Source organism: Pseudomonas sp. 2848, from assembly GCF_003253945.1.
Classification (GTDB): Bacteria; Pseudomonadota; Gammaproteobacteria; order Pseudomonadales; family Pseudomonadaceae; genus Aquipseudomonas.
In genome coordinates, this window is sequence record NZ_QKZD01000005.1 from 156305 (window position 1) to 182681 (window position 26377).

The window sequence follows — 26377 nt, forward strand, 5'->3', positions numbered from 1 at the left end:
GTATTGCCAAGTTGCGCGATACTGCCGCGCTCAGGCCAGCTTGACCAACGAAACTTCCTACACAAGCCTTTAGCAGGACTAAACAATGAAAGGCCCACTCAATGGCCAGGTGTTCGTCTGGCTGCACGTGTTCTCCTGTGCGGCGCGACATCTGTCGTTCACCCGCTGCGCCGAAGAGCTGCACATCACTCCCGGAGCAGTCAGCCAGCAGATGCGCCAGCTCGAGGAGCGCCTGGGCTTTCGCCTGTTCCTGCGCCGTGCTCGCGGCGTCGAGTTGTCCGCCGAAGGCCAGCGCCTGGCGCAGACCGTGGCCGAAGCCTACGGCAGCATCGAGGCCGAGCTGCTGCGCCTGGACGCCGGAGAGATCCGCGGTACCTTGCGCCTGCGCTCGATCCCCTCGTTCCTGGCCAAGTGGCTGACCCCGCGCCTGCCGCGTTTCCAGCAACGCTATCCGGACATTGAGCTGCGCCTGGTGGCCGAGGACAGTAACCAGGCGCTGCACCCGGAAGACTTCGACCTGGCCATCGATCTCAACGATGGCAGCTATCCGGGCATGCTCTCCACGCCTCTGCTCGACGAGCAGATCTTCCCGGTGTGCTCGCCTGCCCTGCTGCGCGGCCGCCCGCCCCTGCACGGCCCGGCCGGCCTGGCCCACTACCCGCTGCTGCATGACATCACCGCCTGGCGCGGCAGCTCGGAATACGCCGAGTGGGAGTTCTACCTCGACGGCATCGGTGCCGGCGGGCTGGACGTACGCCGCGGACATACCTTCAACCGCAACCACCTGACCATCGAGGCCGCCATCGCCGGGGTCGGCGTGGCCATCGCCCGGCGCACCCTGCTCAACGACGAACTGGAACGCGGCGCGCTGATCGTGCCGTTCGGGGTGCCGATTGCCAACCACAAGCGTTATGTGCTGCTGTATCCACCGGGCGGATTGAGCCAACCTGGGGCGCGGGCGGTACATGACTGGTTGGTGGAGGAGGCGCAGAGCTTTCGCACGCTGCATCCACTCCAGCTTTCAGTCGAATAACAGCTCGCGGCGGACCCCCTCCATCCGCACTATCGGCGACTCGGACTTTTCCGGAGTTTCGAGCAGCAGCGGCCCTACGAATGGAGAGAAGACAGCATCGTCTTCAACCCAACGCTTGTAATAGAAGCTGCCCAGACCATAGGCCGTTACCGCCAGAGCGATGCCAGCGCTAAAATCTGCCAACCCTCGCCCCACATCGACAGTAACATGGGGCATTTGCAGTAATTCCCCGGCGATCATCCCCCACTTGGCGGCACGCTTGATCATTTTTGCTGGACCTTTGCCGGTCAGGGCATCCTTGCCAGTCGATGCGATCAGGAAAACCATCTTGGCGGCTTTCTTGAGACTGACCTCACCACTTGGGTCCAGGCGGTTGACCGGATCACCCAAGCAATAGGCATAAGTATTGATCCCCCCCTTGCCAAAAGGGCTCTGCTGATCCGGACTGGTGAAGCGCATGAGGTTCGGATCGTAGGCTCGCCGACCATTCCCCAGCAAGTAGAAGTCTGTACTGCGGTCCCATAGTTGCCCGGTGAACGCCAACAACGGCCCATCGATCCACTGGCTGGCCCCAAACGGAGTAAACGCCCTGGTTTGCTCGACGCCAGACGTCGAGTTGTTCGAATCACACTTCACCAGTTCGTTGGTCATCTCTTAACTTCCCGGATAATCGAGCCAAGTCGATAGCGGGCTCCTCGGAGGCGAGCCGAATTTTCTAGAGGCTAGCTACATCTCGATGCACATGCACCTAACAGTTTTAACAGTGACAAATTTTATTGAATATCATTTGCATTGAGGTTTTTCCCTTCTGATTCGGAATCCTAGTGAATGCCTTCACTCACTTGCGAATCGAAAGGACTCCAGCATGTCGCAACAACGTGTCAGCCCGGCGCAGCAGTCGGCTGTGCCTCACTTCGACTTCAATCGCACTTTCGCCGCTGTGCATATGACCTTGCTGCTCGGCTTGGGCGGTACCGCCATGGGCGTAACTGCGGCGCAGACTGAGGAAGTGGAAAAGCCCCACCACGGCCAGCCCACCGGCAGCCTGGAACTGTCCGAAACCATGGTCGAAGGCAGCCGCGACGCCCCCAGTGCGTTGCCGCCGGTCTACGCCGGTGGCCAGGTGGCCTCGGGTGGCCGGGTCGGGCTGCTGGGCAACAAGGACTTCATGGAGACGCCGTTCAGCACCATCAGCTACACCGAGAAATACATCGAGGACACCCAGGCCCAGACCATCACCGACGTGATCGCCGCGACCGACCCGTCGGTGTTCAGCAACGGCCTCAAGGGCACCTACAGCGAGAACTACTCGATCCGCGGCTTCAACTCCAACATCAGCGACGTGAGCATCGGCGGCCTGTACGGCATGGCGCCCTACTACCGGATCTCGCCGGAGATGTTCGAGCGCATCGAGGTGCTCAAGGGCCCGTCCGCCCTGCTCAACGGCATGCCGCCTGGCGGTTCGGTGGCCGGCAGCATCAACCTGGTGCCCAAGCGCGCGGGCGCCGAACCGCTGACACGGATCACCGGCACCTACATGTCGGACGCACAGTTCGGCGGGCACCTGGACGTCGGCCGTCGCTTCGGCGAGGAGCAACAGTTCGGCGTGCGCTTCAACAGCGTCTACCGCGACGGCGATACCGCCACCGACCACCAGCGCATGAAGGCCGAGCTCAATGCCCTGGGCCTGGACTGGCGTGGCGAGCGCGCGCGCCTGTCGGCCGACCTGTACGAAAGCGAGGACCGGGTCAGGGGCCAGAACCGCGGCATCGGCCTGGCCGCAGGCGTGCCGGTGCCCAGGCCGCCGAAGTCCGAGACCTTGCTCAACCCGGACTGGGGTTTCGTACAGACCCGCGACAAGGGCGTGATCGTGCGCGGCGAATATGACCTCAACGACAACCTCATGGCCTATGTCGCGGCAGGCACCAGCAAGACCGACTATGCCTACAGTGGCACCATGCTCGCCGAGGTGTTCAACACCGCCGGGGACATGGAGACGCGCATGGGCCAGTTGAAGATCGACCTGAAGAAGACCTCGGGCGAAGCCGGTCTGCGCGGCCATTTCGACACCTTCGGCGTGGGTCATCAGTGGTCGCTCAACGCCACGCACTATTCGGATAAGCAACGCGACTATGGTCGGCGTGACATCCCGGGCGCCGAGTGGATCAACAATATCTACCACCCGGTCTGGGGCCCCGAGGCCGCCAGGAGCTACCCCCCCATCTCCCACACCGAATCGCGCCTGAGCAGCTACGGCCTGGCCGACACCCTATCCTTCCTCGACGAGCGCCTGCAGCTCACCTTGGGCGTGCGTCGCCAGCAGGTGCTGACCGACAGCTTCGACGTCAGCAGCGGCGCGCACACCACGCGATACAACGAGAGCGCCACGACCCCAGCGGCGGCAGTGCTGGTCAAGGTCACCGACGAGGTGTCGCTGTACGCCAACTACATCGAGGGCCTGAGCAAGGGCGCCATCGCGCCGTTCAACACGGCCAATCGCGGCGAGGTCTTCGCCCCCTACAAGTCCAAGCAGAAGGAAGTCGGCGTCAAGCTCGACCTCGGCGACTTCGCCCACACCCTGAGCCTGTACCAGATCGAACGCCCCAGCAGCTTCACCGACCCGGTAACCAGAGTGTTCTCCTTCGGCGGCGAACAGCGCAACCGCGGGCTCGAGTGGAGCTTCTTCGGTACACCGATGCCGGATGTGCGCCTGATGGGCGGCGTGGCTCGGCTTGACCCCAAGGTGACCAAGGCGGCAAGCGGTTCGGATGAAGGCAAGACCGCTACCGGCCAGCCGAAACTGCAGGGCAAGCTGGGCGTGGAGTGGGACACCCCACTGCTCGATGGCCTGACCCTCACCGCCAACGCCAACGCCGTGTCGAAACAGTACATCAGCAGCGACAACAGCCAGTCGATTCCCGGCTACACCATCTACGACGTCGGTGCCCGCTACCGGCTGCAGGTGGCCGACCACCCGGTAACCTTGCGTGGCACGGTGGAGAACGTGACCAACAAGGCCTACTGGGGCATGCCGCTGCTCACCAGCCTGGGGCTGGGTGCGCCACGCACCGTGCAGGTGTCCGCCAGCATCGACTTCTGATCCTAGTCAGCCTTGCCTACCGGCATCGGTTGCCCCGCCAGGACACTGGCGGGCGTGACCACCTGCCCCAGGTCGATATGACGGAAATCCGGCTTGGCCCCCAGCCGCGCATTGAAACGCACGTTGAAGGTGAACGGGTCGTCGGTCGGCATGTCCAGCGACTGCCCGTAGAGCGCGCTGACCGCCTTGTCGTCGTAGCCCATCAGCTTGAGCATTGTGGGGAACACGTTGTAGTGGCTGGAGGCGTTACGGTTCACCGCCAGGTTGCCTTCCCAATCCAGTGTCCTGAGGCCCTGCCCCTGGATCACTACCAGCGGCACCAGGCCCTCCTCGGGCACCGGGTCGCTGTCGCAATGAGTGTTCAGCCCCGGGTTACCGCGTTCATGCAGGTCCTGGCCATGGTCGGAGGTGTACAGCACCACGGCCTGGCTGAGGTCGGCCTCGGCGAATAGCCGGCGGAAGAACTCACCGACGCTCCACAGCACGGTGTTCTGGTAGGCATTGCGGTACAGCACCCAGTCTTGCGGGCGGCCATCGAAACCGTCGCGGGTGCCAGTGTCGGCAATATCGACGTAGTGGCCCCGGGGCAACGCGGGCTGGTATTTGAGGAAGTCGTCTGGATATTTGTCGTGCACCGGGAAGTGGGCGCCGACCTTGTTCACCACGATCAGGTGCGGCTTGCCATCCTTGAGCAGCGCCACCAGCCGCTCCAGCGCCGCCATGTCGCGCTGCACCACGGGGGTGTCGTCGAACTGGATGAACTGGTCGATATCGCGCTTCTCGGTTTCGGTCATCAGATTCTGCAGGTTGCCGCCGGTGCGCTGGCCGTCGATGTAGACCGTCTCCAGGCCCGCGCGCTTGGCGTACTGCCAGATCGACGGCTGGGTCGAGTTGATGCGCAGGTAGTCGGCGCGGGTGCCGCCATAGCGCAGGGTGACATTGGTGTCGGCGCTGCAGTTGGCAATGGACGCGGCGTAACCGAAATTGACGATTTGCACGCCGGGTTGGGCCTGGGCCAGATGGCTGGTGACCCCGGCCGGGGTGTTCAGGTCCAGGTAGTTGCCCGAGATGCTCTCGTCGATCAGCAGCACGATGTCCCGCGCCATCGCCGGGCCTGATTGGGCAAGGGTCACGGGCTGACGTGGCCCGACATGGTCGTGCAAGGTCTCGTAGGTGAACAGGCTCAGGTAGGCCAGCGGCGTGTACATCACCGGCAGCCCGCGGGCGCCCTCGCCGGCCCGCACAAACAGGATGGCGACCAGCGCCAGCAACCCCAGCAGCGGTGCCAACGGTGGCAACAGGCGCGGCAACTTCGGCGTCGGCCCAGGATGCAGGCCGATGCCCAGCAGCAACAGCAGCGCCCGTGCCGCAGCGAGGGTTATGGCGTAATGATATTGCTGCAGCGCCTCCTGGACGAAACCGCCGGCGTAGACCATGGACACGAAGGCGCTATAGGTCAGGTACGAATCGGTGATGCGGTTATAAGCGTCGAGAAAGATCGCGCTGACCGTGAACATCAGGGCCAGCGCCCAGCGCAGCCCCCCCGCACGCGTGAACGCCGTCAGCACAAGCGCCACTGCCAATACCGCAAACATACCCAGGTAAAGGACCAGCGGCACGCCAATACCCAAGGCTTCTATGCGCTCACGGTAATAGCCATGAAAACTGGCCAGGTAAACCAGCAGCAGCAAAAGCTTGACCCATCCGCGCATGTTTCGGCCACTCCGGTCATGGAATTCTTCTCAAACCGTAGCACCTGTGAAACAAACCACAACGCAAAAAAGTCAAATTTCCGACGACATACCGACACCGGAATCTGGCACAGGCCGCAAGCTATTGTTGATTATCTCTATCGTCCGCAGCCCGCTTATTTCGCTGCATTGCACCGTTCATCGGCTCGCCGAACGGCCAATTGCCACTAGCTATGTTCGCTAACACACGGATTGGAAACGGGTTGGTGGCAGAAGGCCCGTTGCGTTTGACTCTGTAAATGCGACGAAACATGCCATTGCTTTGACGCAATTCCACCGGGCTGAGCTATACCCAATTCACACCACTGTTTCATCTCCCTTACTCATCCATTCGAGGCACCGCGCATGGACGTGAGCGTTTTTGGCACCGGTTATGTCGGACTGGTACAGGCAGCAGCACTGGCGGACGTAGGTCACCGGGTACTGTGCGTGGATGTCGATACCCACAAGATCAACCAGTTACGCCAGGGTGTGCCGCCGATCAGCGAGCCGGGCCTGTCGGACTTGCTCGAGGACAACATCAAGGAAGGTCGCCTGCTGTTCAGCACCCAGGCCAGCGACGCCGTCAGCCATGCCGAGCTGATCTTCATCGCCGTGGGCACCCCGCCCGACGAGGACGGTTCGGCCGACCTGACCCATGTGCTCAACGTCACCCGGCAGATCGCCGCGCTGATGGAAACCGACCATACCCTGATCATCAAGTCCACCGTGCCGGTGGGCACCGCCGACCAGGTCATGGCCCTGGCCCGCGACGAGTTGCAGCGCCTGGGCAAGGGTCAGTTGCAAGTACGCGTGGTGTCCAACCCCGAGTTTCTCAAGGAAGGCAGCGCCCTGGCCGATTGCATGCGCCCGGACCGCATCATCGTCGGTACCCTCGACGAGGTCGCCCATGACCAGCTGGCCGAACTGTACGCGCCGTTCTGCCGCAACCACGAAAAACTGATGTTCATGGACAACCGCAGCGCCGAACTGACCAAGTACGCCGCCAACGCCATGCTCGCCACCCGCATCAGCTTCATGAACGAGCTGGCCAACCTCAGCGAACACCTGGGCGCCGATATCGAGGCGGTACGCCGCGGCATCGGTTCCGACCCGCGCATCGGCTACCACTTCATCTACCCCGGCTGCGGCTTTGGCGGTTCGTGCTTCCCCAAGGACATCAAGGCCCTGCTGCACACCGCCGCGCACAGCGGCATGCCGCTGCGCCTGCTGCAGAGTGTCAGCGAGGTCAACGACCAGCAGCGGCGCATCCTCTTCGCCAAGCTCAAGCAGCGCCTCGACGGCCTGGCGGGCAAGTCCATCGCCCTGTGGGGGCTTGCCTTCAAACCCAACACCGACGACATGCGCGAAGCGCCCAGCCGCTACCTGATGGAAGCGCTGTGGGCCGAAGGCGCCACGGTGCGCGCCTATGACCCCGAAGCCATGGACGAATGCCGGCGCCTGTACGGCTACCGCGACGACCTGCAACTGTGCGCCACCCGCGACGACACCTTGCAGGACGCCGACGCCCTGGTGATCTGCACCGAGTGGAAAAACTTCCGAGTAGTGGACTTCTCGATGCTGGCCAGCAAGCTGCGCGCGCGGGTGATCGTCGATGGCCGCAACCTGTACAACCCTGAACAGGTGGCGGCCCACGGCCTGCACTACAGCGGCATCGGCCTGCGCCAGGTCAGCCCGCAGGCGGATGCGCCATGAAAGTGCTGGTCACCGGCGCGGCCGGTTTCATCGGCGCCCATACCTGCCGCCAGCTGTTGCTCGAGGGGCATCAGGTGGTGGGGCTGGACAACTTCAACGACTACTACGAGCCGTCGCTCAAGCATGCCCGCGTGCACTGGGTACGCCAGACAGCGGGCGATTTCCCGCTGCACTGCCTGGACCTGGGCGACCGCGACGGCATGGCCCGGCTGTTCGCCAGCGAACGTCCGGACGTCGTCGTGCACCTGGCCGCCCAGGCCGGTGTGCGCTACTCGCTGCAGAACCCGCAGGCTTACCTGGACAGCAACCTGGCCGGTTTCCTCAACGTGCTCGAAGGCTGCCGCCGGCATCCGGTCCAGCACCTGCTGTACGCCTCGTCCAGTTCGGTGTACGGCGCCAATCAGCAAACGCCGTATCGGGTCGAAGACGCCGTAGACCACCCGCTGTCGCTGTATGCCGCCACCAAGAAGGCCAACGAGGCCATGGCCCACAGCTACAGCCACCTGTACGGCATTCCCTGCAGCGGCCTGCGCTTCTTTACCGTGTATGGCCCCTGGGGCCGCCCGGACATGTCGCCGATGCAGTTCGCCCGGGCGATCAGCGAGGGCAGGCCGATCCAGCTGTTCAACCATGGCCGCCACCAGCGCGATTTCACCTATATCGACGACATCGTCGAGAGCCTGGTGCGGCTGATCCCCCTGCCCCCGGTCGCCGACCCGCAGTGGAATGCGCTAACCCCGGATCCGGCCAGCAGCCACGCGCCGTGGCGGCTGTACAACATCGGCGGGCAGCGTCCGGTGGAGCTGCTCGACTACCTGGCGCTGCTGGAGAAACACCTGCAGCGCAACGCGGTGATCGAACTGCTGCCGCTGCAACCAGGCGATGTCCTGGCCACCTGCGCCGATGCCAGCGCCCTGGCCAGGGTCACCGGATTCACCCCACAGATAGGCCTCGATGAGGGGCTCAGGCGCTTCGTCGCCTGGTTCAAGAGCTACTACTCGCCCGCCGCCAGCGAAGCGGCGCCCACGGGTGAGCAGCCAGATCAACGGAGGGCGGTATGACAGGACAACCCAAGAGCGCGCAACTGCAGGCGCTGTACCAGGACAAACGCATGGACCCGGCGCACCGGCAGCGCATTGATGCCGCCATCCACATGCAGGGCCGCGGCTGGATCACCGGCCGCGTCGGTGGTCGCCCCTGGACCCTTTCGCGCACCAACCGCGTGCTGTCCTGCCTGGCCGCGCTGACCTTGCTGCTGCTGCTGTCGCCGCTGTTCCTGGTGCTGGCGCTGCTGATCAAGCAGTCCAGTCCAGGCCCGGTGTTCTTCGTGCAGAAGCGCACCGGCTACCGCGGCCGCGCCTTCGGCATGTTCAAGTTCCGCACGATGGTGGCGAACGCCGAGGCGTTGAAGGATTCGGTGCGCCACCTGAACAAGCACGGCGCCGATGCCATCGACTTCAAGATCGACAAGGATCCGCGCATCACCTCGGTCGGCGGCTGGTTGCGCAGAAGCAGCCTGGACGAGCTGCCCAACCTGATCAACGTGGTCACCGGCGATATGCGCCTAGTCGGCCCGCGCCCCACTTCATTCAACGCCTACCGCTACCACGACAACCACCTGGCGCGGCTGTCGATCTACCCGGGCATGACCGGCCTGTGGCAGATCTCCGGGCGCAGCAACATCGACTTCGACCAACGGGTGGAGCTGGACCTGAGTTACATCAACGAACAGAGCCTGATGCTGGACCTGAAGATCCTGCTCAAGACCCCGTTCAAAGTCTTCACTGGCCACGGAGCAAGCTGAGATGGACGGTTCATCCTCAAGAAGCCTGACGATCGCTACCCCAAGCGAGACCAACCTGACCGCCACCGTGCTCGACCTCGACCAGCGCACCCTGCTGCTGACCGCGGCCAACACCGGCAGCGGCACCAGCACCAGCGCCCTGGCCTTCGCCAGCCAGCTGGCCCTCATGAGTGCGGGCAACGTGCTGCTGATCGATGCCAGCCTCAGCCCCGGCGGCCTCAGCCAACAGCTTGGCCTGGCCAAGCTGCGCGGCTACAGCGACCTGCTGTTCAACCAGGACACCCCGCCGCTGGCCCAGGACTGCATCGTGCGCCTGTCCGACCAGCCGTTCGACGTGCTCCCGGTGGGCACCTGGAAGCGCGGCCGCGACCGCCTCGACCACGAGCAATTGCGCGTACTGCTGAACCAGCTGAGCAACCAGTACCGTTTCGTGGTGATCGACGGCGAAGCCATCTACGCCAGCGCCGACAGCCTGGTGATCGGTACCTTGGTCGACGGCGTGATCCTGGTCGTGTGCGCCGAGGAGACCCGCTGGGAGGTGGCCCAGGCCGCCAGCCAGCGCCTGACCCAGGCCGGCGCGCGATTGATCGGCAGCGTGTTCAACAAGCGCAAGTACTACATGCCCAAGTGGCTGTACGAAAATCTCTGAGAGGCCGCACAGGATGAACGCCATGAGATATCCCTCGATTGCCCTGTGCGTACTGGCCCTGGCCGGCTGCGCCAGCCAGGAAAACCGCGAGATGCCGGTGCAGATCCTCACCGCGCCTCCCGCCGAAAGCCAGGCCACCGAAGTCGCCCGCCGCGAACAGGTGCTACGCCCGCAGGACGTGCTGGAAGTGATTTTCCATGTCAGCAACCGCTCGGCCGGGGCCTACCGGATCCAGTCCGGCGACACCCTGGACCTGAACTTCATGGCCGCCAGCGGCCTGAACGGCAACCAGCTGGTGCAGCCCGACGGCACCATCACCCTGCCCAGCACCAACGCCGCGGTGCGCGTCGAGGGCATGACCCCCGGCGAAGCCGAGAGCGCCATCCGCCAGGCCTACCAGGACAAGCGGGTGTTCAAGCCCAACCGTGACCAGGTCACCGTGCGGGTGGTGAGCCCGATGACCGACGAGGTCAACCTGAAGAACGCCCTCAGCCACCCCGGCACCGGCATGAGCCGCGACATCACCGTGGGCAACGACGGCCGCGCCACCTTCCCGGAAATCGGCTCGGTGCCGCTGCAAGGCATGACCGTCAACCAGCTGCGCGACTACCTCAACGAGCGCTACGCCACGTTGCCAGGGCGCATGAGCGTGGATGTGCTGCTCAAGTCCACCGCCGCCAACGAGATCTACGTGCTCGGCGAAGTCGGCCAGCCCGGCGCCTTCCAGATCCGCCGCCCGATCTCCGTGCTCGAGGCGCTGACCCTGGCCCGCGGCCCGACCCTCAAGGCCAAGCTCGGTTCGGTGGTGATCATGCGTCGCGAGGGCAACACCGTGCATGCGGTCAACTACGACGTCGACCAGGCACTCTCCGGCGGCAGCCAGAAACTCGCCTACCTGCAGCCCGAAGACATGCTCTACGTGCCCAAGACCAAGCTGGCCAGCGCCGCCGAGCTGTCCCGGCAACTGGCCGACGTGGTGCTGTTCCAGGGCTTCGGCTTCAGCTTCAGCTACCGCGTCGACAATAAAGAAAGCGACGACTGACCGGGGGACGGACCATGACCACGCAACCGAAAGAAAACTACGTACATGAGTTCTTCCGCATCTTCTTCGCCAACCGCCAGTTGGTGAAACGGGTGTTCCTGGTGTTCGCGGTGATCGCCGTGCTGTTGCCGCTGGTACTCAAGCAGAGCTACGACATCACCGCCGAAGTCATCGTGCAGTCCAAGAAGCTCTCGCAGAGCGACACCACCTCGGCGCTCAGCCAGCAGGCCGACCAGTTCATCCCGCCGTCGCTGGCCGACATGGAGACCGAGAGCAACATCCTGCGCTCGCCAACCCTGATCCGCCAGACCATCGGCGAGCTGCGCAAGGAAGGCCACTATCCGGACGAGCCCGGCCTGCTGCGGCGCACCGTGCTCGACCCGCTGCGTCACACGGTGATCGAGCCCCTGCACCGGCTGTTCGGCAACACCGTGGCGGACGATCGCGACACCCAGCTCGACACCCTCACCGACCAGGCGGTCAAGGACCTCAAGGTCGAGACCCTGCCCGGCTCCAACGTGATTTCCATCACCTACAGCGCCAATGACGCGAAGCTGGGCACGCTGTTCGTCAGCCGCCTGCTGGAGAACTTCCTGGCCAACCGCCAGGATCTGCAGTCCAATGAACTGCCGGAAGCCTTCTACGAGCAGAAGAAGCTGCACTACCAGGCCCGCCTGGGCGACCTGGAAAGCCAGCGCCTGGGCCTGCTCACCGCCATCGGCTCGTCGGATCCGAAGGAGGAGATCACCTTCCGCCTCAACGCCATCAACACCGAAGAGCAGGCGCTCAACCTGCAACGTGACCGCCAGTTGCAGAACCAGAAGTGGCTGGACTACCTGCAGAGCAGCCTGGCCGCGGCCAACAAGGCGAAGATGGCCGACTACGCCTTCCCCTACACCTTCACCACCACGGTCGACAACGTCGCCTTCGAAGACCGCGAGATCAAGCAGCTCGGCGAGCAGCTGACCACCCAGCTGGCCCGCTACAACGGTGACGCCACGGTGTTCCAGCCAGGCTCCGACCAGATGGTCATGGCCCGCCAGCAGATCGCCCAGTTGCGCGCGCAGTTCCTCAAGATCGTCGAGAACCGCATCCGTGAACGCCAGCAGGACCTGGCCGTGACCCAGCAGGTGATCGAGCAGAAGACCCAGCGCATCGCCGACTACAGCAAGCGCATCCTCCAGTTGCGCGAGACCCAGAGCAAGACCCGCCAGCTGGACACCGAGATCGATGCCCTGCACAAGGCCTTCTCCACCTACGCCCAGCGCTACGAGGAAAGCCGTGGCCAGGGCCTGCTCGATGGCAGCCAGTCCAACGCGCGCATCCTCAGCGCCCCCTACGAGCCCACCGCGGCGAGCTTCCCGAAACCCGGCCTGATCATTCCATTCGGCCTGGTCACCGGCCTGCTGCTGGCGATTGCCGTGGTCTACGTCAGGGAGTTCTTCGACCACCGCTTCAAGCATCCGGCGCAGATCAGCCACGAGCTGGGCCTGCCGGTACTGCTGGTGATCAACGACCAGTCCCCGGCGCTGCCCAACCCGCACAAGAGCTGGTCGCTGCCACGCCTGTGGCACTGGGTGCGCAATTGAACGCCGCGCTGCACGCCGGCCGGCCGATCCTGCACCTGCTGAGCAGCGGCGGGTTCTACGGCGCCGAGCGCATGCTCCTGGACCACTGCCAGGCCACCCCCGGCCAGCATCGGGTGCTGTTCCTCGATGCCCCGGCGGACCTGGTGGCGCGCTTTCGCGAGGCGGGTGTCGAGTGCGATACCTGCCACGGCCTGGGAGCGGTGCTCAAGGTGCTCGGCGCGCAGCGCGGCGAACGTCCGCTGGTCAACAGTCATAACTTCAAGGGCCAGCTGTTCGGCTGGATCGGCGCCACGCTGTGGCGCCTGCCAATGGTCAGCACCCAGCATGGCTTTACCCCGCGCAGCCGCAAACAGCGTTTCTACACCTGGCTGAGCCTGCAGTTGTGCCGCACGCCGACAGTGGACACGGTGGTGTGCGTGGCCGAGAGCATTGCCCGTATCCATCGCGATGCCGGGGTGCCAGCGGCCAAGCTGCAGGTGATTCCAAATGGGCTGCCCGAGATTTGTGAAACGCAGGCAAAGGATGGCCTGGGAGCGGCACAGCCAGGCGGCGCCCCCTGGCTAGCCGCCTACGTTGGCCGGCTGTCCAGCGAAAAAGGCCCCGACCTGTTCCTCGACACGTTGATCCCGGTGTGTCAACGCCAACCGCGGGTCCACGCCGTGATGCTTGGCGAAGGCCCTGAACGCGATGCCTTGCAACAGCGCATCGACGCTGCCGGTCTGGGCGAGCGCATCACCCTGCCGGGCTTCCAGCGCGACATGCGCGGCTGGATGAAACGCCTGGATGCCCTGGTCATCAGCTCGCGCACCGAAGGCACGCCGATGATCCTGCTGGAAGCCATGCAGGATGGCGTGCCGGTGGTGGCCTTCGGTGTTGGCGGCATCCCCGACGTCATCGAGCACGGCCACAACGGCCTGCTCGCCCGTCCCTTGGCCACGACCGAACTGGGCGAGCATCTCGAAGCGCTGCTGCAAGACCCCGAGCAGGCCGACGAACTGGTTGCCCGGGCTCGCCAGACTCAACGTCAACGCTACCACCTGCCAACCCTGGCACAACGCTGGGCCCAGGTGTATCGAGGCACGGCCGAGGAGGTTGTCGCATGATCATTCCCCTGTCGCTGGTGGCCCTGGTGGCCTTGCTGAGCCTGGGTCTCTTGGCCAGCCCCTACCCGTTCCTGGCGCCCGGCGGCGTGATCGGCCTGGCCGGCGTGCTGGTGCTGTACCGCAAACCGGCCTGGGGCCTGCTGGCGATCGCCACCCTGGTGCCGCTGGAGGGGCTGCTCAAGGACGGCCTGGTGTCCGGCGCCAAGCTGGTGGGCATCGGCCTGGTGCTGATCCTCAGCCTGCAACTGGCAGTGCGCCAACTTCCCGGCGAGCGCCTGCGCAGCAATCAATGGCGCCTGCTGCTGCCGTTCATGGCCCTTTACCTGCTGAGCCTGTGGGCCAGCGACGACGTGGCCCTGTCGGGCGGGCACCTGCGTGAGCTGCTGGTGGGCCTGGTGGTGTTCGTCATTACCTTGCTGGTCGGTCGCGACCTCAACCTGCCGCTGCTGGCGCGGCTGGTCACCGTCAGCGTGTGCGTAACCTGCCTGTTCGCAATCTTCTCCAGCAAATACCAGGAGCAGGGCCGCGCCTCGGCCATGCTCGACCCCAACGCCTTCGCCCTGCTGATCACCATCGCCATGCCCCTGGGGCTGTGGCTGGCGATCAAGGCGCGGCAGATCCCGGTCAAGCTGTTCTGGGCCGGTTGCTGCCTGTTGCTGCTGGTGGGCATGACCAAGACCGAATCGCGCTCGGGGCTGGTGGTATTGCTGATCAGCCTGGGCATCGTGCTGCACAACTACCGCGAACAGCTGACGCGCATCCGCCCGCGCCACCTGGGCTTCGCCATGCTTGGCCTGGCCATTGTCCTACCCTTGGGCGTGGCCTTGATGCCCGCCGGCTACGCCGAGCGCATCCAGTCGCTGATGCTGCTCAAGTCCGGGGTCAACGCCCACCAGGACGAGTCGCTGGGCCGGCGCGCCTCCTACCTGGTGGTGGGCAAGGAGATGATCAGCCACAGCCCGCTGCTCGGCACCGGGCCCGGCACCTTCCCGCTGCATTATGCCGACACGGGCTTCTCCAAGGCCTTCGCCCCGGTCAACAGCAAGACCACCGACCTCTACCGCCGCGCTCACAACACCTACCTGGAGCTGTTCAGCGAGGTCGGCCTGCCGGCGGGCCTGCTGTTCGTCGGCATGATTGCCCTGGCCCTGCGCAACTTCTGGCAGGCCCGCGCCGCCTTCCGCGCGGCCGGCGACCCGGACCGCGCCGACCTGATGACCCACCTGACCATGAGCATGCTCGCCATCGGCCTGTTCCTGATGTTCCTCAGCGCCCCGAGCCACAAGTACCTGTGGCTGATGCTGGCGCTGTCCAGCGTGCTGCTTGGCCAGGCGCGTGAACAGCAGCCCGTGGAGGTGGCCCGATGAGCCGGGTGAGTATCATCATCCCGATGTTCAACGAAGCCCGCCATATCGGCCGCACCCTCGATGCCGCCCGGCGCTCGGCCAGCGCAGCCGGGCTGGCCTGCGAACTGATCGTGGTGGACAACGGCTCCAGTGACGACGGCCCGGCGATCGCCCGCGCCCACGGTGCCCAGGTGCTGAGCCTGCCGGGCGTGGCCATCGGCGCCCTGCGCAATGCCGGCGTGAACGCCAGTCAAGGCGACTGGCTGGCCTTCCTCGATGCCGACATCGAGGTCCCGGAACACTGGCTGGCCCTGCTGCTGGACCTGCAACGCCGAGGCGAAGGCGATGTCTTCGCCCTGGACTGCGACACCCCGCGCCATGCGCCCTGGTTCGCCCAGGCCTGGCAACGGCGAACCCTGCGCACCGGGCAGACAGTGCAGGACTGCACCTGGCTGCCCACCCCCAACTTGTTGATGCGGCGCCACTGGTTCGAGCAGGTCGGCGGTTTCGATGAGCGCCTGCGCACCGGCGAGGACAAGGACTTCACCCTGCGCCTGCATGAAGCCGGCGCACGCCTTCGCGTGCTGCGCCAGCCCGCGGTACTGCACTGGGGCTACGAGGCCAACTGGCGCGAGTGGCTGGGCAAGGAGATGTGGCGCCAGGGCAGCCACCTGCAATTGCTGCGCAGCCATGGCGTGAGCCTGCGCCTGCTGCGTTTTCCAATGCTCTCGGTGGGCGCCTGGGTGCTGGATGCCGTTGCCCTGTCGGCGCTGCTCGACGGCTTCCCTCATGTCGCGCTGTTCTTCCTGCTGGTCAGCGCCCTGCCCGCACTGTTCCTCAGCCTGCGCCAGAGCCGCAGACACCGCGACCCGCTGCTCACGCTGCAACTCTGGGGCCTGCACTGGTTGCGCCTGCACCTGGCCGGCGCGGCCTTCATCCTCAGCCTGTTCAACCGCACCGCAAGGAGGCCCGCCCGTGGCTGAGTTCATTTTCTGGCTATGCCTGCTGCTGCCGTTGTACGCCTGGGTCGGCTACCCGCTGCTGCTGACCCTGGCTGCGCCGTTCTTCGCCCGTCGCACCGCCATGCCGTTGCCCGCGCAACGGGTCAGTGTGGTGATCGCCGCGCACAACGAAGAGCGGCATATCGAAGCCAAGCTTGCCAGCGTGCTCGGCCAGGACTACGCAGCCGCGGAGCTGCAGGTGGTGGTCGCCAGCGACGGCTCCAGCGACCGCACCGTGGCCTTGGCCCGTGGCCTGGGCGACCTCCGGGTGCAGGTGCTGGACCTGCCACGCCTGGGCAAGGCCGGTGCGTTGAACAATGCCGTGCAGGTGTGCACGGGCGACCTGCTGGTGTTCACCGACGCCGATAACCAGTGGTCGACCGACACCCTCGGCCTGCTGCTCGCACCCTTCGCCGACGCGCAGGTCGGCGGCACTGCAGGGCATATGATCATTCCCGCCCCGGGCAAGGGCCTGAGCATCGGCGACAGCCTGTACCGCCACTACGAAGCCTGGGTGCGCAAGGTGGAGAACCGCACCGGCTGCATGGTCTCGGCCGACGGCGCCCTGCTGGCCCTGCGCCGGGGGCTGTACCAGCCAATCCCGAAACAGGTCAACGACGACTTCTTCATCAGCACCTGCGCACCGGCCGCAGGCCTGCGCATCGTCTATGTGCCCGAGGCGGTGGTGCTCGACCAGGGCGTCGACGAGGCCGACAAGCAGTTCCGCCGCCGCCAGCGCGTCACCGTCGGTGGCCTGCTGAGCCTGGCCGCCCGCCGCGAGCTGCTTAATCCTGCGCGCCACGGCCTGTACGCCATCGCCCTGATCAGCCACAAGCTGATCCGCCGCCTGGCCCCGGTACTGCTGCTGCCGCTGTTGCTGGCCAACCTGTGGCTGGCCGCCGAGCCCGGTTTCTACCGCCTGACCCTGGCCCTGCAACTGCTCGGCTACGCCGCCGCCATCGCCGGCCTGCTCGACGCCCGCCGGCGCTTGCCCCGCCCGTTCCGCCTGGCCGCCTTCGTGCTGGTCACCCTCGCCGGCATGAGCGTGGGCCTGTGGCAGTTCCTGCGCGGGCACAGCTACAGCCAATGGAACCCCGACCAGAATCGATGAGCGACGGACATGCCGATCAAGACCCACATCAAGCAGGCCAGCGGCTGGTTCTATTTCAACTCGCCACGCGGACGCGCCGAGCTGCGTGGCGCCGGGGTGATCCTCATGCTGCACCGGGTGCTGGCCGATGACGCCAGCGCCGCGCTGCCCCACCGCAACGAGCTGTGCGTCGGCCCGCGGGCCTTCGAGGGCTTGCTGCGCTGGCTGCCCCGGCATTTCGATTGCGTCAGCCTCATGGACCTGCTGCAGAGCCACGAGGAACCCCGCGCCGACTGCCGCCCCAAGGTAGCCCTGACCTTCGACGACGGCTGGCGCGACAACGCCGTCAACGCCTTCCCGCTGCTGCAGCGTCACCAGGTGCCGGCGAGCATCTTCCTGTCCACCGACTACATCGGCAGCCGCCAGCGCTTCTGGTGGGAAAGCGTCGGCGAGACACTGTGGGGCAGCCATGGCGAAGAGGCCCGGCGGCAACTGATCGAACGCCTGCGCAAACTCGGCCGACCGTTGCCGGCGGCCTACTTCATGCACGACCACAGCAAGGCCCGCAGCCTGGTGCTGGCGCGCTACCTGCAGACCCTCAAGAGCCTGAGCCCCCAGGCCCTGCACGTGCTGACCGACGCCTGCCCGACAGAGTCGCTGCCCCAGGCCATGGACTGGCAGCAGGTGCGCGCCCTGGAGGACTCAGGCCTGGTGCGTTTCGGCCCGCATGGCGCCAGCCATGCCCTGCTGCCCTACCTGGACGACCATCGCCTCAACGAAGAACTGACCCGCAGCCATGCGGCACTCAACCAAGGCTGCCGCGCACCGCTGCCGGTGTACTGCTACCCCAACGGCGACCACGACGAGCGCGTGCGTGCCCAGGTCGCCGCGCATCGCTACCCCTACGCCCTCAGCACCCGCCCGGGCATCTGCCAGGGGCATGACGATCCGCTGGCCCTGCCGCGCATCGGCGTCAGCCAGCGCAATGCCAGCCGGCCCTCGCTGCTGGCCTGGCGCATCAGTCGTGGAGAACGCTGATGAACCGCAACAGCTACCTGCGCCACCTGGCGCTGAGCATGGGCACCAAGCTTGCGATGATCGCCCTGCGCCTGCTGCGCAACGTGCTGCTGGCGCGCATCCTCGGGCCGAGCGAGCGCGGCCTGTTCGCCCTGCTCAGTACCCTGCCCGACCTGATCAGCGCCGCCACCAGCGGCGGCCTGAACAGCGCGATCGGCTACCAGGCGGCCAAGCAGCGCGACATGGGCCTGCTGCTGACCCAGGTGCTGGTCTACGGTTGCCTGCTGGCCGGCGTGCTGACCCTGGCCTGCGTATTCCTGGTGCGCGAGTTCGGTGCCGACCTGGAAGTCACCGTGCAACTGGGCCTGCTAGCCTGGCTGTTGCTGCTGGCGGTACCGATGACCGTGCTCAAGAGCGGCCTGCTGACCCTGCACAACGCCAGCGGCGGCGTCGGCGCCTTCAACGCCCTGCGCCTGACCGAGTCGCTGGCGCCGCTGCTGCTGTTCCTCGGGCTGTTCTGGATGTGGCGAGACGAGGCGCTGGAAGCGGCGCTGATCAGCTGGCTGTGCGGCATCGCCCTGGTCCTGGCGCTGGGTCTGTGGTGGCTGCGCCGCCAGTACCCGCTGGCGCTGCGCTGGGACCGCAGTGGCCAGCGTGAGTTGCTCAGCTACAGCGCCAAGAGCCACCCCGACCTGTTGTTCCAGCAGTTGATCCTGCGCTCGGACTACCTGTTCATCGGCGCGCTGCTCGGCAGCACCGCCCTGGGCCACTACGCCATGGCCAGCGCCGCCGCCGAACTGCTGCTGATCGTCCCCGAGGCGGTGACCACACCGCTGATGAAGCGCCTGCTGCAGCAGGATGCCGGCATGGAGCGCATCACTCCCCTGGCCCTGCGCCTGACCGCCACGGTGATGCTCGGCGCCTGCCTGGGCATGGCGCTGATCGGCCACTGGCTGATCGTCACCTTGTTCGGCGCCGACTACGCCCCGGCCTACCCGGCCCTGCTGGCGTTGCTGCCGGGCCTGGTGGGACTGTGCTATGCCAGCATCCTGCGCCTGGACCTGCTAGGCAAGAACCGTCCCGGCACGGTGTCGTTGATGATGGGCGCTGGTGCCGCGCTGAACCTGGTGCTCAACATCTTCCTCATTCCGGCCTGGGGTATCGTCGGCGCGGCCGCGGCTTCGTCCATCGCCTACCTGGCGGTCACCGTGGCGATGCTGGTGCTGTACTGCCGCCTCAGCGGCGTGCCGCTGGGCCAGACCCTGATCATCCTGCCCGCCGACCTGGCGCCGCTGCGCCAGATGCTGCAGCGGAGGGCGGCATGAAGGCCGCCTTGCTGTGTGGCGCGCTCTTGGCGCAGGGCGTGTTCGCCGCGCCGGTGCAGTGGGCGGATATCCGCGACGGCAGCCTGTACCTGCTCCCCGACCGCGCCGACGAACTGCGTATCCAGTGGCAGCCCGCCTGGCAGGCCGATGCCAACGCCGAGCGTCTGTACCTGCTGGACGGCCAGGGCCGCCTGGCCGGCAATCGGCGGATCGAAGCCGCGCAGGTGCGCGGCGAGCAACGCTGGCCGTTGGCGGCGGGCGGCGGCGCTTATCGCCTGGAGGTGCCCGGCTACAGCTTCCGTGACTATCGCATCCAGCACGACAACAGCACCCGCGCGCTGTTCGCCCCGGCAAAGGTGCACTTCAGCGCTGAAGTCGGGCCAGGCGTTACCCTGTATTTCCGGGTCAAGGCCGGCGAGCAGGCGGTATTGGCCGGCAAGCACCACGGCGGCGTGCATGGCCTGTTCGCCGAACGCCTGAGCGATGGCCGGCGCATTCAGCTACCACTCAAGCCCTACCGTGCCTACTGGCGCTTCGATCAACAGGCGCTGCCCGCCAGCGGCCGTGACGAGATCTGGCGACTGGGCCTGCAGGGCAGCGGCAAGGCGGCGTTCTGGCTCGACGGCAGCGCCAACCTGTTCGCCCAGCGCGCCGCTGACCTGGGCGAGCTGCCACAACTGCCGGGCCAGGTAACCCTTGCCTTGGGTGACAAGGTCCTCGGCCACACCCCACGGCTGGGCGTCGCCCTGCCCTACGTGCTGCCACCAGCCTCGAGCTTCGCCGCGCTGGATGCCCTGCGCCCCCAGGCCGCCGGCTTCTACAGCTTCGTCGACGTACTGCAACGCCAGCCGGACTTCGAAAACGCCTGGCGCAAGCTCTACCAGCAGCGCTTCGGCATTCTCCAGGACATCACCCTGCTGGCCGGCAGCGCCCGGGTCGCCGACCTGCGCAGCGACCGTACCAGCACGGACGGGCTGGACGCCTGGCTCGAGGCGACCAAGGCCCTGGGCGGCAAGGGCACTCACTACCTGGCCTTCGCCGACGAGCCGAATCTCAACTACCGCGACTACGCCAGCTACCGCGATTTCTTCCAGGCCATGGCCAAACGCGTGCGCGAGTATCCCGGTGCCCACGAGGCCGGCGTGCGCATCGCCATGCCGGCCTCCTCGCGCCTGCTCGGCGGGCCTTTTACCGACGACGGCAAGCAGCGCCGCGGCATCGACTGGGCGCGGCGCCTGCTGGCCGAGCAAGGCGCGCAGATCGACGCCCTGGCCTGGCACGAATGGATGGTCCGCGACCTGCTCGCCACCCGCAGCTACCGCGACAGCGTGCGCCAGGCTGCCGCGCTGGTGGGCCTGGATGGCCAAGGCCGGCCGCGCAAGGCGCTGCTGCTGGACCAGACCAACCTGTCCAGCGGCTCGAGCCTGAGCCCCTACGAGCAGAACACCCACTACGCCGGCTTGTGGTGGGCCTCGGTGGTGATCAACGCCGCCAGTGACGGCCTGCTCGACATGCTCAACTGGTTCCATGTCGCCGACGAGCCCGAATGGCCCAAGGGCATGCTGCGCGATGCCGGCGGCCAGCGCTACGAACTCAAGCCGGTAGGCCTGGCCCAGCAGTTCATCCAGCGCCACTGGCTGGACCAGGTGCTGGCCCTGGACAACGACGCCTTCGAGGTCGACGCCCTGGCCATGGCCCGCCAGCACCAGCGCAGCCTGCTGGGGGTGAACAAGGCCGAGCGCCTGCAGCAGGTGGCGCTGACCCTCGGCGGCTGCCCCAGCGGCCAGCTCGAACTGTTCGGCCCCGACAACCAGAGCCGCCGCGCCAGCTTCAGCTGCACCGATGGGCAGATCCATTTTCAACTGCCAGGGCAGACCGTATTCGCCCTGACCTGGAGCGCGTCATGAGACGCACCTCGATCAGCCATGCCCAGGAGGCACGATGACTGCATTCACCAAGATCCAGGACCGCATCAAGCGCAAGGGACTGCGAGACACCTGCCGTAGCGCCTTCCGGCATTACGTCTTCTATCATTGGGAATTGTTGTGGATGGAGCGCGACCTGGTCAGCCCGGTGCCGCCGCACCGGCTCAAGCCCTACGGCACCTTGCGGGTCGAGCACATCACCGTGCATAACGTGCGCGCCTTCGCCCACCACTTCGGCGACCGCGTCGAGACCATGCGCGAGCTGGCCGCCGAAGGCCATACCGGGTTGATGTTCCTCAACGACGACAACGACGCCGTGGCATTCATCTGGGGCAGCAGTCGCCATTACCACGACCGTCACTACTACGGTTGCTGGTTCCCGGTCGGGCCGGGGGAGTTCTTCGAGTTCGGCGGCGAGCTGATCCGCAAATACTGGGGTACCGAGCTGTCGGTGGACCTGCAGCTGGAACTGTGGAAGGCCATGGCCGCCCAGGGCTGCACCAAGGTGGTGGACGTGTGCGAGCAGCACAATATTCCGGCGCTCAAGCTGCACCTGCGCATGGGTTATCAGGAACAAGGACGGATCATGAACGTGTACTGCCTGTTTGGCCGCTGGAAGTTCTTCCGCGAAAGCCGCTACACCGCCTCGCGACTCGAGCCGTTGCGCAAGCCGGAGGCTCCGGCCTCCTCGGCCACGGCGGGCTGACCCCCATGGGCCTGCAACTGAAATGGTGCGCCTCGCTGCGCGCCGGCGACTTTCCCGCCGCCGACTACGAGGCGCTGCGCAGGCGCCTGCCCGACAGCACGCCGTTCAACCACCTCGGCTGGCTGCGCGCCGCCGAGTCAGCCCTGCTGCCGGGCCAGCGGCTGCAGGTCCTGCTCGGCTACCAGGACGAACGCCTGTGCCTGTGCCTGCCGCTGATCCGTGCCCGCGAACCGTTCGGCCCGCTGTTCGCCCCGGTGGTGCGCCACCTGGGATACCCGCTGAGCGACCGCATCGCCCTGCTCATCGACCTGCCGGCGCTATATGCCGACCAGGTCCTGCAGGCCATACGCAAGCGGCTACCGCATGCCTTGCTGCAGTTGAGTGAAGTACCGGACAGCGCCGAGCACGATGGCTGGCTGCGCCAGTGGGCCGGCGCCAGCTCCACCTGGCAGCAGCGCCTGACCTGCCGGGTGCCGGTGCACCGCATCAACGAACAGGACCGCCAGGAAGTCAGCGGCGACCCACGCTACAAGCTGCGCCGCGCGCGCAAACGCATCAAGGCCTGCGGTGCCAGCGTGCGCCGGGTCGTGGCCACTCCCGAGAACATGGGTGAACTGCTCGACGCCATCAGCGCCGTCGAAGCGACCAGCTGGAAAGGCGACGACGAGGTCGGCATCTTCTCCGGCCCCCAGCGTCGCCCATGGATGTACCAGGCCTTCACCGCCCTGGCCGGCGAAGGCCTGGTGTGCCTGGTGCTGCTGGAACTGGACGGGCGCTGCATCAGTTACCGCCTGGGCCTGCTGGAGCGCGGCCGGGTGTACGACTACAACCTGGCCTTCGTTCCTGAGTACCGCGACCTGGGCAGTGGCCGCGTGCTGCTGGAGGAATGGATTCACTGGGGCCTGGAGGAAGACTGGAAGTGGGTCGACGCTTCGCGGGTCAGCCTGGACAACTCCAGCCACCAGTTGCACGAGCGCATGACCGGCCAGGTCGAACAGTGGCGCCTGAGCAGCTACAGCTGGCGCCCCGACGGCGTGCTGCTGGGGCTGGCGCTACGCTGCTGGCACTGGTTCAAGCCACGCCTGCGCAGACGCTCGCCGCGCCAGGAAGCCGATGTTGTCGCCCCCACCCCGCCACAGGAGCGCCCGGATGCCATCCCAGGTCATAGTCAACGCTGACGATTTCGGCCTCAGCGCCCACACCAACGCAGTCATCCTGCATGCCTTCCAGGCCGGGCTGATCAGCTCGGCCACGGCCATGGCCAACATGCCGGCCTTCGCCACCGCCTGCATGCTGGCCCAGCAGCCGGCGCTCAAGGGACGGGTGGGGTTGCACTTCAACCTCACCTACGGCCGCCCGCTGAGCCCGGCGATCCTCGCCGAGCCGCGCTTCTGCACGCCCCATGGCGAGTTCGACCTGCGCCTGAAGCAACGCACCCTGCACCTGTCGCGGCGCGAGCGGGCCGCCGTGGAAGCGGAACTGGAGGCCCAGTGGAAACACTGCCTGGATCATGGCCTGATGCCAAGCCACCTGGACTCGCACCAGCACGTGCACAACATCTGGCCAGTGGGCGTCATCGTCGCCCGCTTCGCCCGCGTCCAAGGGGTGCCGATCCGCCTGGCACGCAATGTGGGGCACAATATCGGGCCGGCCAAGCGCATGTTCAAGAGCCTGCTCAACCGGCGCCTGCGCCAGCTCGCCGGAAGCACCGCCGACTTCGTCTGCACCCCGGCCGACCTCAAGGCCGGGTTGGCCCCCGCACACGGCGTGCTGGAGGTAGTCGCCCATCCCAGCGCGCTGGGCGGGCACGATTTCGGCGATGCCTACCTGGCCAGCGGCGAATCGCTGCTGGCGTTGGTCGAGCAGCGCCTGGGGCAGGTGCCACGGGTGGGGTATGCGAGCCTGGGCATCCAGGAGATGGGTTGAAAGCCCACCCGCTAGCGCCCCGGCGGCCGATGCCGGCGCTCGTGGTTGTCGGCCAGCCAGCCGCGCAGTGCCTCGGCCGGCATCGGCCGCCCGAGCAAAAAGCCCTGCCCCTGGTCGCAACCGGCGTGGCGCAGGAAATCGTACTGCTCCTGAGTCTCGATGCCTTCGGCGGTGATGCGAAACCCCAGGGCATGCCCGAGATCGATGATCGCCCTGGCGATGGCCACCGCGTCGTCGTCTGCGGGCAGGTCCTTGATGAAGGCCCGGTCAATCTTCAGGTGGTCGATCGGCAGCGCGCGCAGATAGGCCAGTGACGAATAACCGGTACCGAAGTCGTCCACCGCCGTGGCCACGCCCATGGCCTGCAATTGCGCCAGCACCGCGCAGGCTTGCTGCTGGCTTTCCATCAGCAGGCTCTCGGTGATCTCCACCTCCAGCAGGTTGGCCGGCAGGCCGTGGCGCTCCAGCGCCGAGGCGAGGCTGGTCACATAGTCGCTGCGCTCAATCTGCAGGGCCGCTACGTTGATCGCCAGCGGCCCGGGCAGGCCATCACTGGCGCGCCATTCGGCCAACTGGGCGCAGGCAAGTTCCAGCACCCGCTCGCCGAGCGGGATGATCAACCCGGTGCGCTCGGCCAGGGGGATGAACTCACCGGGCGAGATCAGGCCATGCTCCGGGTCGCGCCAGCGCAACAGCGCCTCGACGCCCTCCAGCTGCCCGCTGAACAGGTCAACCTTGGGCTGGTACCACAGCTCGAACTCGTTGTGCTCCAGCGCCCGGCGCAGATTGCGCTCCAGCTCCAGGCGCTGCTGCAGGCGCTCGGTCATGTCCGGGTGATAAGGCCGCCAGGCATCGCGGCCGGCCTCCTTGGCGGCGTACATGGCGGTGTCGGCATGGCGCAACAGGCTGTCGGCGTCCTCGCCATGCTGCGGGCACCAGGCCAGGCCAATGCTGCCAGTAACCAGGGCGGCGTTGCCATTAAGGTCGAATGGCCGCTGCAGGCAACGCAGCAAGGCGCGGACCTGCTGGCTCACCTGCCCCTGGGCGCCTTGCAGCATGAACACGAACTCGTCGCCGCCCAGGCGGCAGAGCCGGTCCTGACTGTCGAGCTCCTGCAGGAAGCGTGCGGTCGCCTGCTGCAGCAGCAGATCGCCCATCGGGTGCCCCAGGCTGTCATTGACCTGCTTGAAACCGTCGATGTCGAGCATCAGCACCGCCAGGCCATGGCCCTGTAAAATGGCAGTGCTCAGTTGCTGCTGGAACAGGATTCGGTTGGGCAACCCGGTGATGGTGTCGTAGTGGGCCAGGCGTTCGAGCTGGGCCTGGTAGCGCTGCAGCTCGCGATTGCGTTGCTCGAGCAGACGCTGCTTGCGATTGAGCTGCGCGACGAACAGGCTGAACACACCCGTGCAGCTCAAGGCGAACAGGAACAGCGGCGAGCCGAACAGGTCCAGCCCCGACCAGCCACCCCGTGGCGCGGCGACCAATTGCCAGAGGCCGCCCGGCACCTCCACGGTCATCTTCACCTGCGGCTCGTCGAACAGCCGTGGGTCGCCCCAGATCAGCGCGCCTTCGGCGCCCTTGCCATCGCCCCCACGCACGGCCAGCTCGAACTCGGTGTCCGGGCGCAGCCCCGCCGTATGCAGCAATCGGTCGATATCGGCAACGATCGACACATTGCCCCAGTAAAAACGCACGCCGCGGTTGCCAGTGACGAATACCGGCCGCCGGTAGATCAACGCCCGCCCGCCCTGATACAGCTGCAACGGGCCGGCCAGCACCGGCTGGGCATGCTCGCGGGCCGAGCGCAGCAGGGGAAACTGCTCCGGCAACTGGCGGTAATCCAGCCCGATGAGCCGCTCGTTGCCGGCCAACGGGTAGACATCGCTGATCACATCATCCGGCGCCAGCGCGATATGGCGCATGTAGGGCACCGACTGCAAGGCATCGCGGGCCATGCCATGGAAGTGCGCGGGGCTGATGCCGCCGTCGGCACTGATCAGCTGGGCGATGCCTTCGGCCTCGCCGAACGCCGCGCCCAACTGCGCCTCCAGCGCACCACGCATCCCCGCCAGGTGGGCTGCCAGGTTGCCCAGTTGCTCACTGCGCTCGCGCTGCGCGTCGAGGTGACCCAGGGCCACCGAAAGGCCGATGCCCACCAGGGCAAGACCGACCGGCAACAGGCGGTTGAGCGTGTTCCGCAAGGTGCCGGATGGCAGATGCGTAGGTTCAGGAGAATGCTGGGGAATGGTCATAGGCAGGCGATGGCAGTCGA

21 protein-coding genes are annotated in these 26377 nt (G+C 66.3%); 18 read left to right on the top strand and 3 right to left on the bottom strand.

Going from position 1 to position 26377, the window contains the following annotated elements; genetic code table 11:
- Positions 1–85: 85 nt before the first annotated feature.
- Positions 86–1033 (top strand): LysR substrate-binding domain-containing protein, encoded by a 948-nt coding sequence (locus DFS21_RS11910; RefSeq protein WP_110699313.1) that lies wholly within the window; start codon positions 86–88, stop codon positions 1031–1033.
- Here the strand turns inward: DFS21_RS11910 and DFS21_RS27260 are convergent.
- The gene (locus tag DFS21_RS27260; protein WP_110699315.1) at positions 1022–1684 is read right to left on the bottom strand and encodes an RHS repeat-associated core domain-containing protein; all 663 of its coding nucleotides are present in this window, start codon (positions 1682–1684) and stop codon (positions 1022–1024) included. The genes DFS21_RS11910 and DFS21_RS27260 overlap by 12 nt on opposite strands.
- 214 nt (positions 1685–1898) lie before the next feature.
- Here DFS21_RS27260 and DFS21_RS11920 point away from each other — a divergent pair, with 214 nt between their 5' ends.
- Positions 1899–4133, top strand: coding sequence for a TonB-dependent siderophore receptor (locus tag DFS21_RS11920; protein ID WP_111532366.1), 2235 nt, complete (start codon positions 1899–1901; stop codon positions 4131–4133).
- Positions 4134–4135: 2 nt separating this feature from the next.
- Here DFS21_RS11920 and DFS21_RS11925 read toward each other — a convergent pair whose 3' ends face one another.
- On the bottom strand, positions 4136–5845 hold the full coding sequence (locus DFS21_RS11925) for a sulfatase-like hydrolase/transferase (RefSeq protein ID WP_111532367.1): 1710 nt from the start codon (positions 5843–5845) through the stop codon (positions 4136–4138).
- Positions 5846–6229: 384 nt separating this feature from the next.
- Here DFS21_RS11925 and DFS21_RS11930 point away from each other — a divergent pair, with 384 nt between their 5' ends.
- From DFS21_RS11930 to DFS21_RS12005, 16 genes are read left to right on the top strand one after another with little or no spacing between them, the layout of a single operon-like run.
- Positions 6230–7579, top strand: a complete 1350-nt coding sequence (locus DFS21_RS11930; RefSeq protein WP_110699322.1) for a UDP-glucose/GDP-mannose dehydrogenase family protein — start codon at positions 6230–6232, stop codon at positions 7577–7579.
- Positions 7576–8640, top strand: coding sequence for an NAD-dependent epimerase (locus tag DFS21_RS11935; protein ID WP_110699324.1), 1065 nt, complete (start codon positions 7576–7578; stop codon positions 8638–8640). Before DFS21_RS11930 ends, DFS21_RS11935 begins: the two co-directional genes overlap by 4 nt.
- Entirely contained in the window at positions 8637–9383 is a 747-nt protein-coding gene (locus tag DFS21_RS11940; protein ID WP_046855782.1) for a sugar transferase, read from the top strand. The genes DFS21_RS11935 and DFS21_RS11940 overlap by 4 nt, the downstream gene beginning before the upstream one ends.
- Position 9384: 1 nt before the next feature.
- On the top strand, positions 9385–10032 hold the full coding sequence (locus tag DFS21_RS11945) for a CpsD/CapB family tyrosine-protein kinase (RefSeq protein WP_102682284.1): 648 nt from the start codon (positions 9385–9387) through the stop codon (positions 10030–10032).
- 22 nt (positions 10033–10054) lie between these two features.
- On the top strand, positions 10055–11074 hold the full coding sequence (locus tag DFS21_RS11950; protein ID WP_102682285.1) for a polysaccharide biosynthesis/export family protein: 1020 nt from the start codon (positions 10055–10057) through the stop codon (positions 11072–11074).
- A gap of 14 nt (positions 11075–11088) precedes the next feature.
- Complete coding sequence (locus DFS21_RS11955; protein ID WP_110699326.1) at positions 11089–12663, top strand: Wzz/FepE/Etk N-terminal domain-containing protein; 1575 nt, start codon at positions 11089–11091, stop codon at positions 12661–12663.
- On the top strand, positions 12660–13766 hold the full coding sequence (locus DFS21_RS11960) for a glycosyltransferase family 4 protein (RefSeq protein WP_250888428.1): 1107 nt from the start codon (positions 12660–12662) through the stop codon (positions 13764–13766). Before DFS21_RS11955 ends, DFS21_RS11960 begins: the two co-directional genes overlap by 4 nt.
- Complete coding sequence (locus DFS21_RS11965) at positions 13763–15133, top strand: O-antigen ligase (RefSeq protein WP_110699328.1); 1371 nt, start codon at positions 13763–13765, stop codon at positions 15131–15133. Before DFS21_RS11960 ends, DFS21_RS11965 begins: the two co-directional genes overlap by 4 nt.
- A complete protein-coding gene (locus DFS21_RS11970) occupies positions 15130–16095 on the top strand; it encodes a glycosyltransferase family 2 protein (protein WP_111532368.1) in 966 nt (321 codons plus the stop codon). The genes DFS21_RS11965 and DFS21_RS11970 overlap by 4 nt, the downstream gene beginning before the upstream one ends.
- Positions 16088–17224 (top strand): glycosyltransferase, encoded by a 1137-nt coding sequence (locus tag DFS21_RS11975; protein WP_111532369.1) that lies wholly within the window; start codon positions 16088–16090, stop codon positions 17222–17224. Before DFS21_RS11970 ends, DFS21_RS11975 begins: the two co-directional genes overlap by 8 nt.
- 9 nt (positions 17225–17233) lie before the next feature.
- Positions 17234–18241 carry a polysaccharide deacetylase family protein gene (locus DFS21_RS11980; protein WP_111532370.1) on the top strand — a complete coding sequence of 336 codons (1008 nt, stop codon included), beginning with the start codon at positions 17234–17236 and terminating at the stop codon, positions 18239–18241.
- Positions 18241–19545, top strand: a complete 1305-nt coding sequence (locus tag DFS21_RS11985) for an oligosaccharide flippase family protein (RefSeq protein WP_111532371.1) — start codon at positions 18241–18243, stop codon at positions 19543–19545. Before DFS21_RS11980 ends, DFS21_RS11985 begins: the two co-directional genes overlap by 1 nt.
- Positions 19542–21452 carry a hypothetical protein gene (locus tag DFS21_RS11990; protein WP_111532372.1) on the top strand — a complete coding sequence of 637 codons (1911 nt, stop codon included), beginning with the start codon at positions 19542–19544 and terminating at the stop codon, positions 21450–21452. Before DFS21_RS11985 ends, DFS21_RS11990 begins: the two co-directional genes overlap by 4 nt.
- A gap of 34 nt (positions 21453–21486) precedes the next feature.
- Entirely contained in the window at positions 21487–22176 is a 690-nt protein-coding gene (locus DFS21_RS11995) for a GNAT family N-acetyltransferase (RefSeq protein WP_111532373.1), read from the top strand.
- A 5-nt stretch (positions 22177–22181) separates the two neighbouring features.
- Positions 22182–23354, top strand: coding sequence for a GNAT family N-acetyltransferase (locus DFS21_RS12000; protein ID WP_102682293.1), 1173 nt, complete (start codon positions 22182–22184; stop codon positions 23352–23354).
- Complete coding sequence (locus DFS21_RS12005) at positions 23326–24102, top strand: ChbG/HpnK family deacetylase (protein WP_110699727.1); 777 nt, start codon at positions 23326–23328, stop codon at positions 24100–24102. Before DFS21_RS12000 ends, DFS21_RS12005 begins: the two co-directional genes overlap by 29 nt.
- 11 nt (positions 24103–24113) lie before the next feature.
- Here DFS21_RS12005 and DFS21_RS12010 read toward each other — a convergent pair whose 3' ends face one another.
- The gene (locus DFS21_RS12010; RefSeq protein WP_250888427.1) at positions 24114–26357 is read right to left on the bottom strand and encodes a bifunctional diguanylate cyclase/phosphodiesterase; all 2244 of its coding nucleotides are present in this window, start codon (positions 26355–26357) and stop codon (positions 24114–24116) included.
- Positions 26358–26377 lie beyond the last annotated feature (20 nt).

Coding starts and splice junctions, on each gene's coding strand:
- DFS21_RS11910 (WP_110699313.1), top strand. CDS start 86: ATGAAAGGCCCACTCAATGGCCAGGTGTTCGTCTGGCTGCACGTGTTC.
- DFS21_RS27260 (WP_110699315.1), bottom strand. CDS start 1,684: ATGACCAACGAACTGGTGAAGTGTGATTCGAACAACTCGACGTCTGGC.
- DFS21_RS11920 (WP_111532366.1), top strand. CDS start 1,899: ATGTCGCAACAACGTGTCAGCCCGGCGCAGCAGTCGGCTGTGCCTCAC.
- DFS21_RS11925 (WP_111532367.1), bottom strand. CDS start 5,845: ATGCGCGGATGGGTCAAGCTTTTGCTGCTGCTGGTTTACCTGGCCAGT.
- DFS21_RS11930 (WP_110699322.1), top strand. CDS start 6,230: ATGGACGTGAGCGTTTTTGGCACCGGTTATGTCGGACTGGTACAGGCA.
- DFS21_RS11935 (WP_110699324.1), top strand. CDS start 7,576: ATGAAAGTGCTGGTCACCGGCGCGGCCGGTTTCATCGGCGCCCATACC.
- DFS21_RS11940 (WP_046855782.1), top strand. CDS start 8,637: ATGACAGGACAACCCAAGAGCGCGCAACTGCAGGCGCTGTACCAGGAC.
- DFS21_RS11945 (WP_102682284.1), top strand. CDS start 9,385: ATGGACGGTTCATCCTCAAGAAGCCTGACGATCGCTACCCCAAGCGAG.
- DFS21_RS11950 (WP_102682285.1), top strand. CDS start 10,055: ATGAGATATCCCTCGATTGCCCTGTGCGTACTGGCCCTGGCCGGCTGC.
- DFS21_RS11955 (WP_110699326.1), top strand. CDS start 11,089: ATGACCACGCAACCGAAAGAAAACTACGTACATGAGTTCTTCCGCATC.
- DFS21_RS11965 (WP_110699328.1), top strand. CDS start 13,763: ATGATCATTCCCCTGTCGCTGGTGGCCCTGGTGGCCTTGCTGAGCCTG.
- DFS21_RS11970 (WP_111532368.1), top strand. CDS start 15,130: ATGAGCCGGGTGAGTATCATCATCCCGATGTTCAACGAAGCCCGCCAT.
- DFS21_RS11980 (WP_111532370.1), top strand. CDS start 17,234: ATGCCGATCAAGACCCACATCAAGCAGGCCAGCGGCTGGTTCTATTTC.
- DFS21_RS11985 (WP_111532371.1), top strand. CDS start 18,241: ATGAACCGCAACAGCTACCTGCGCCACCTGGCGCTGAGCATGGGCACC.
- DFS21_RS11990 (WP_111532372.1), top strand. CDS start 19,542: ATGAAGGCCGCCTTGCTGTGTGGCGCGCTCTTGGCGCAGGGCGTGTTC.
- DFS21_RS11995 (WP_111532373.1), top strand. CDS start 21,487: ATGACTGCATTCACCAAGATCCAGGACCGCATCAAGCGCAAGGGACTG.
- DFS21_RS12000 (WP_102682293.1), top strand. CDS start 22,182: ATGGGCCTGCAACTGAAATGGTGCGCCTCGCTGCGCGCCGGCGACTTT.
- DFS21_RS12005 (WP_110699727.1), top strand. CDS start 23,326: ATGCCATCCCAGGTCATAGTCAACGCTGACGATTTCGGCCTCAGCGCC.
- DFS21_RS12010 (WP_250888427.1), bottom strand. CDS start 26,357: ATGACCATTCCCCAGCATTCTCCTGAACCTACGCATCTGCCATCCGGC.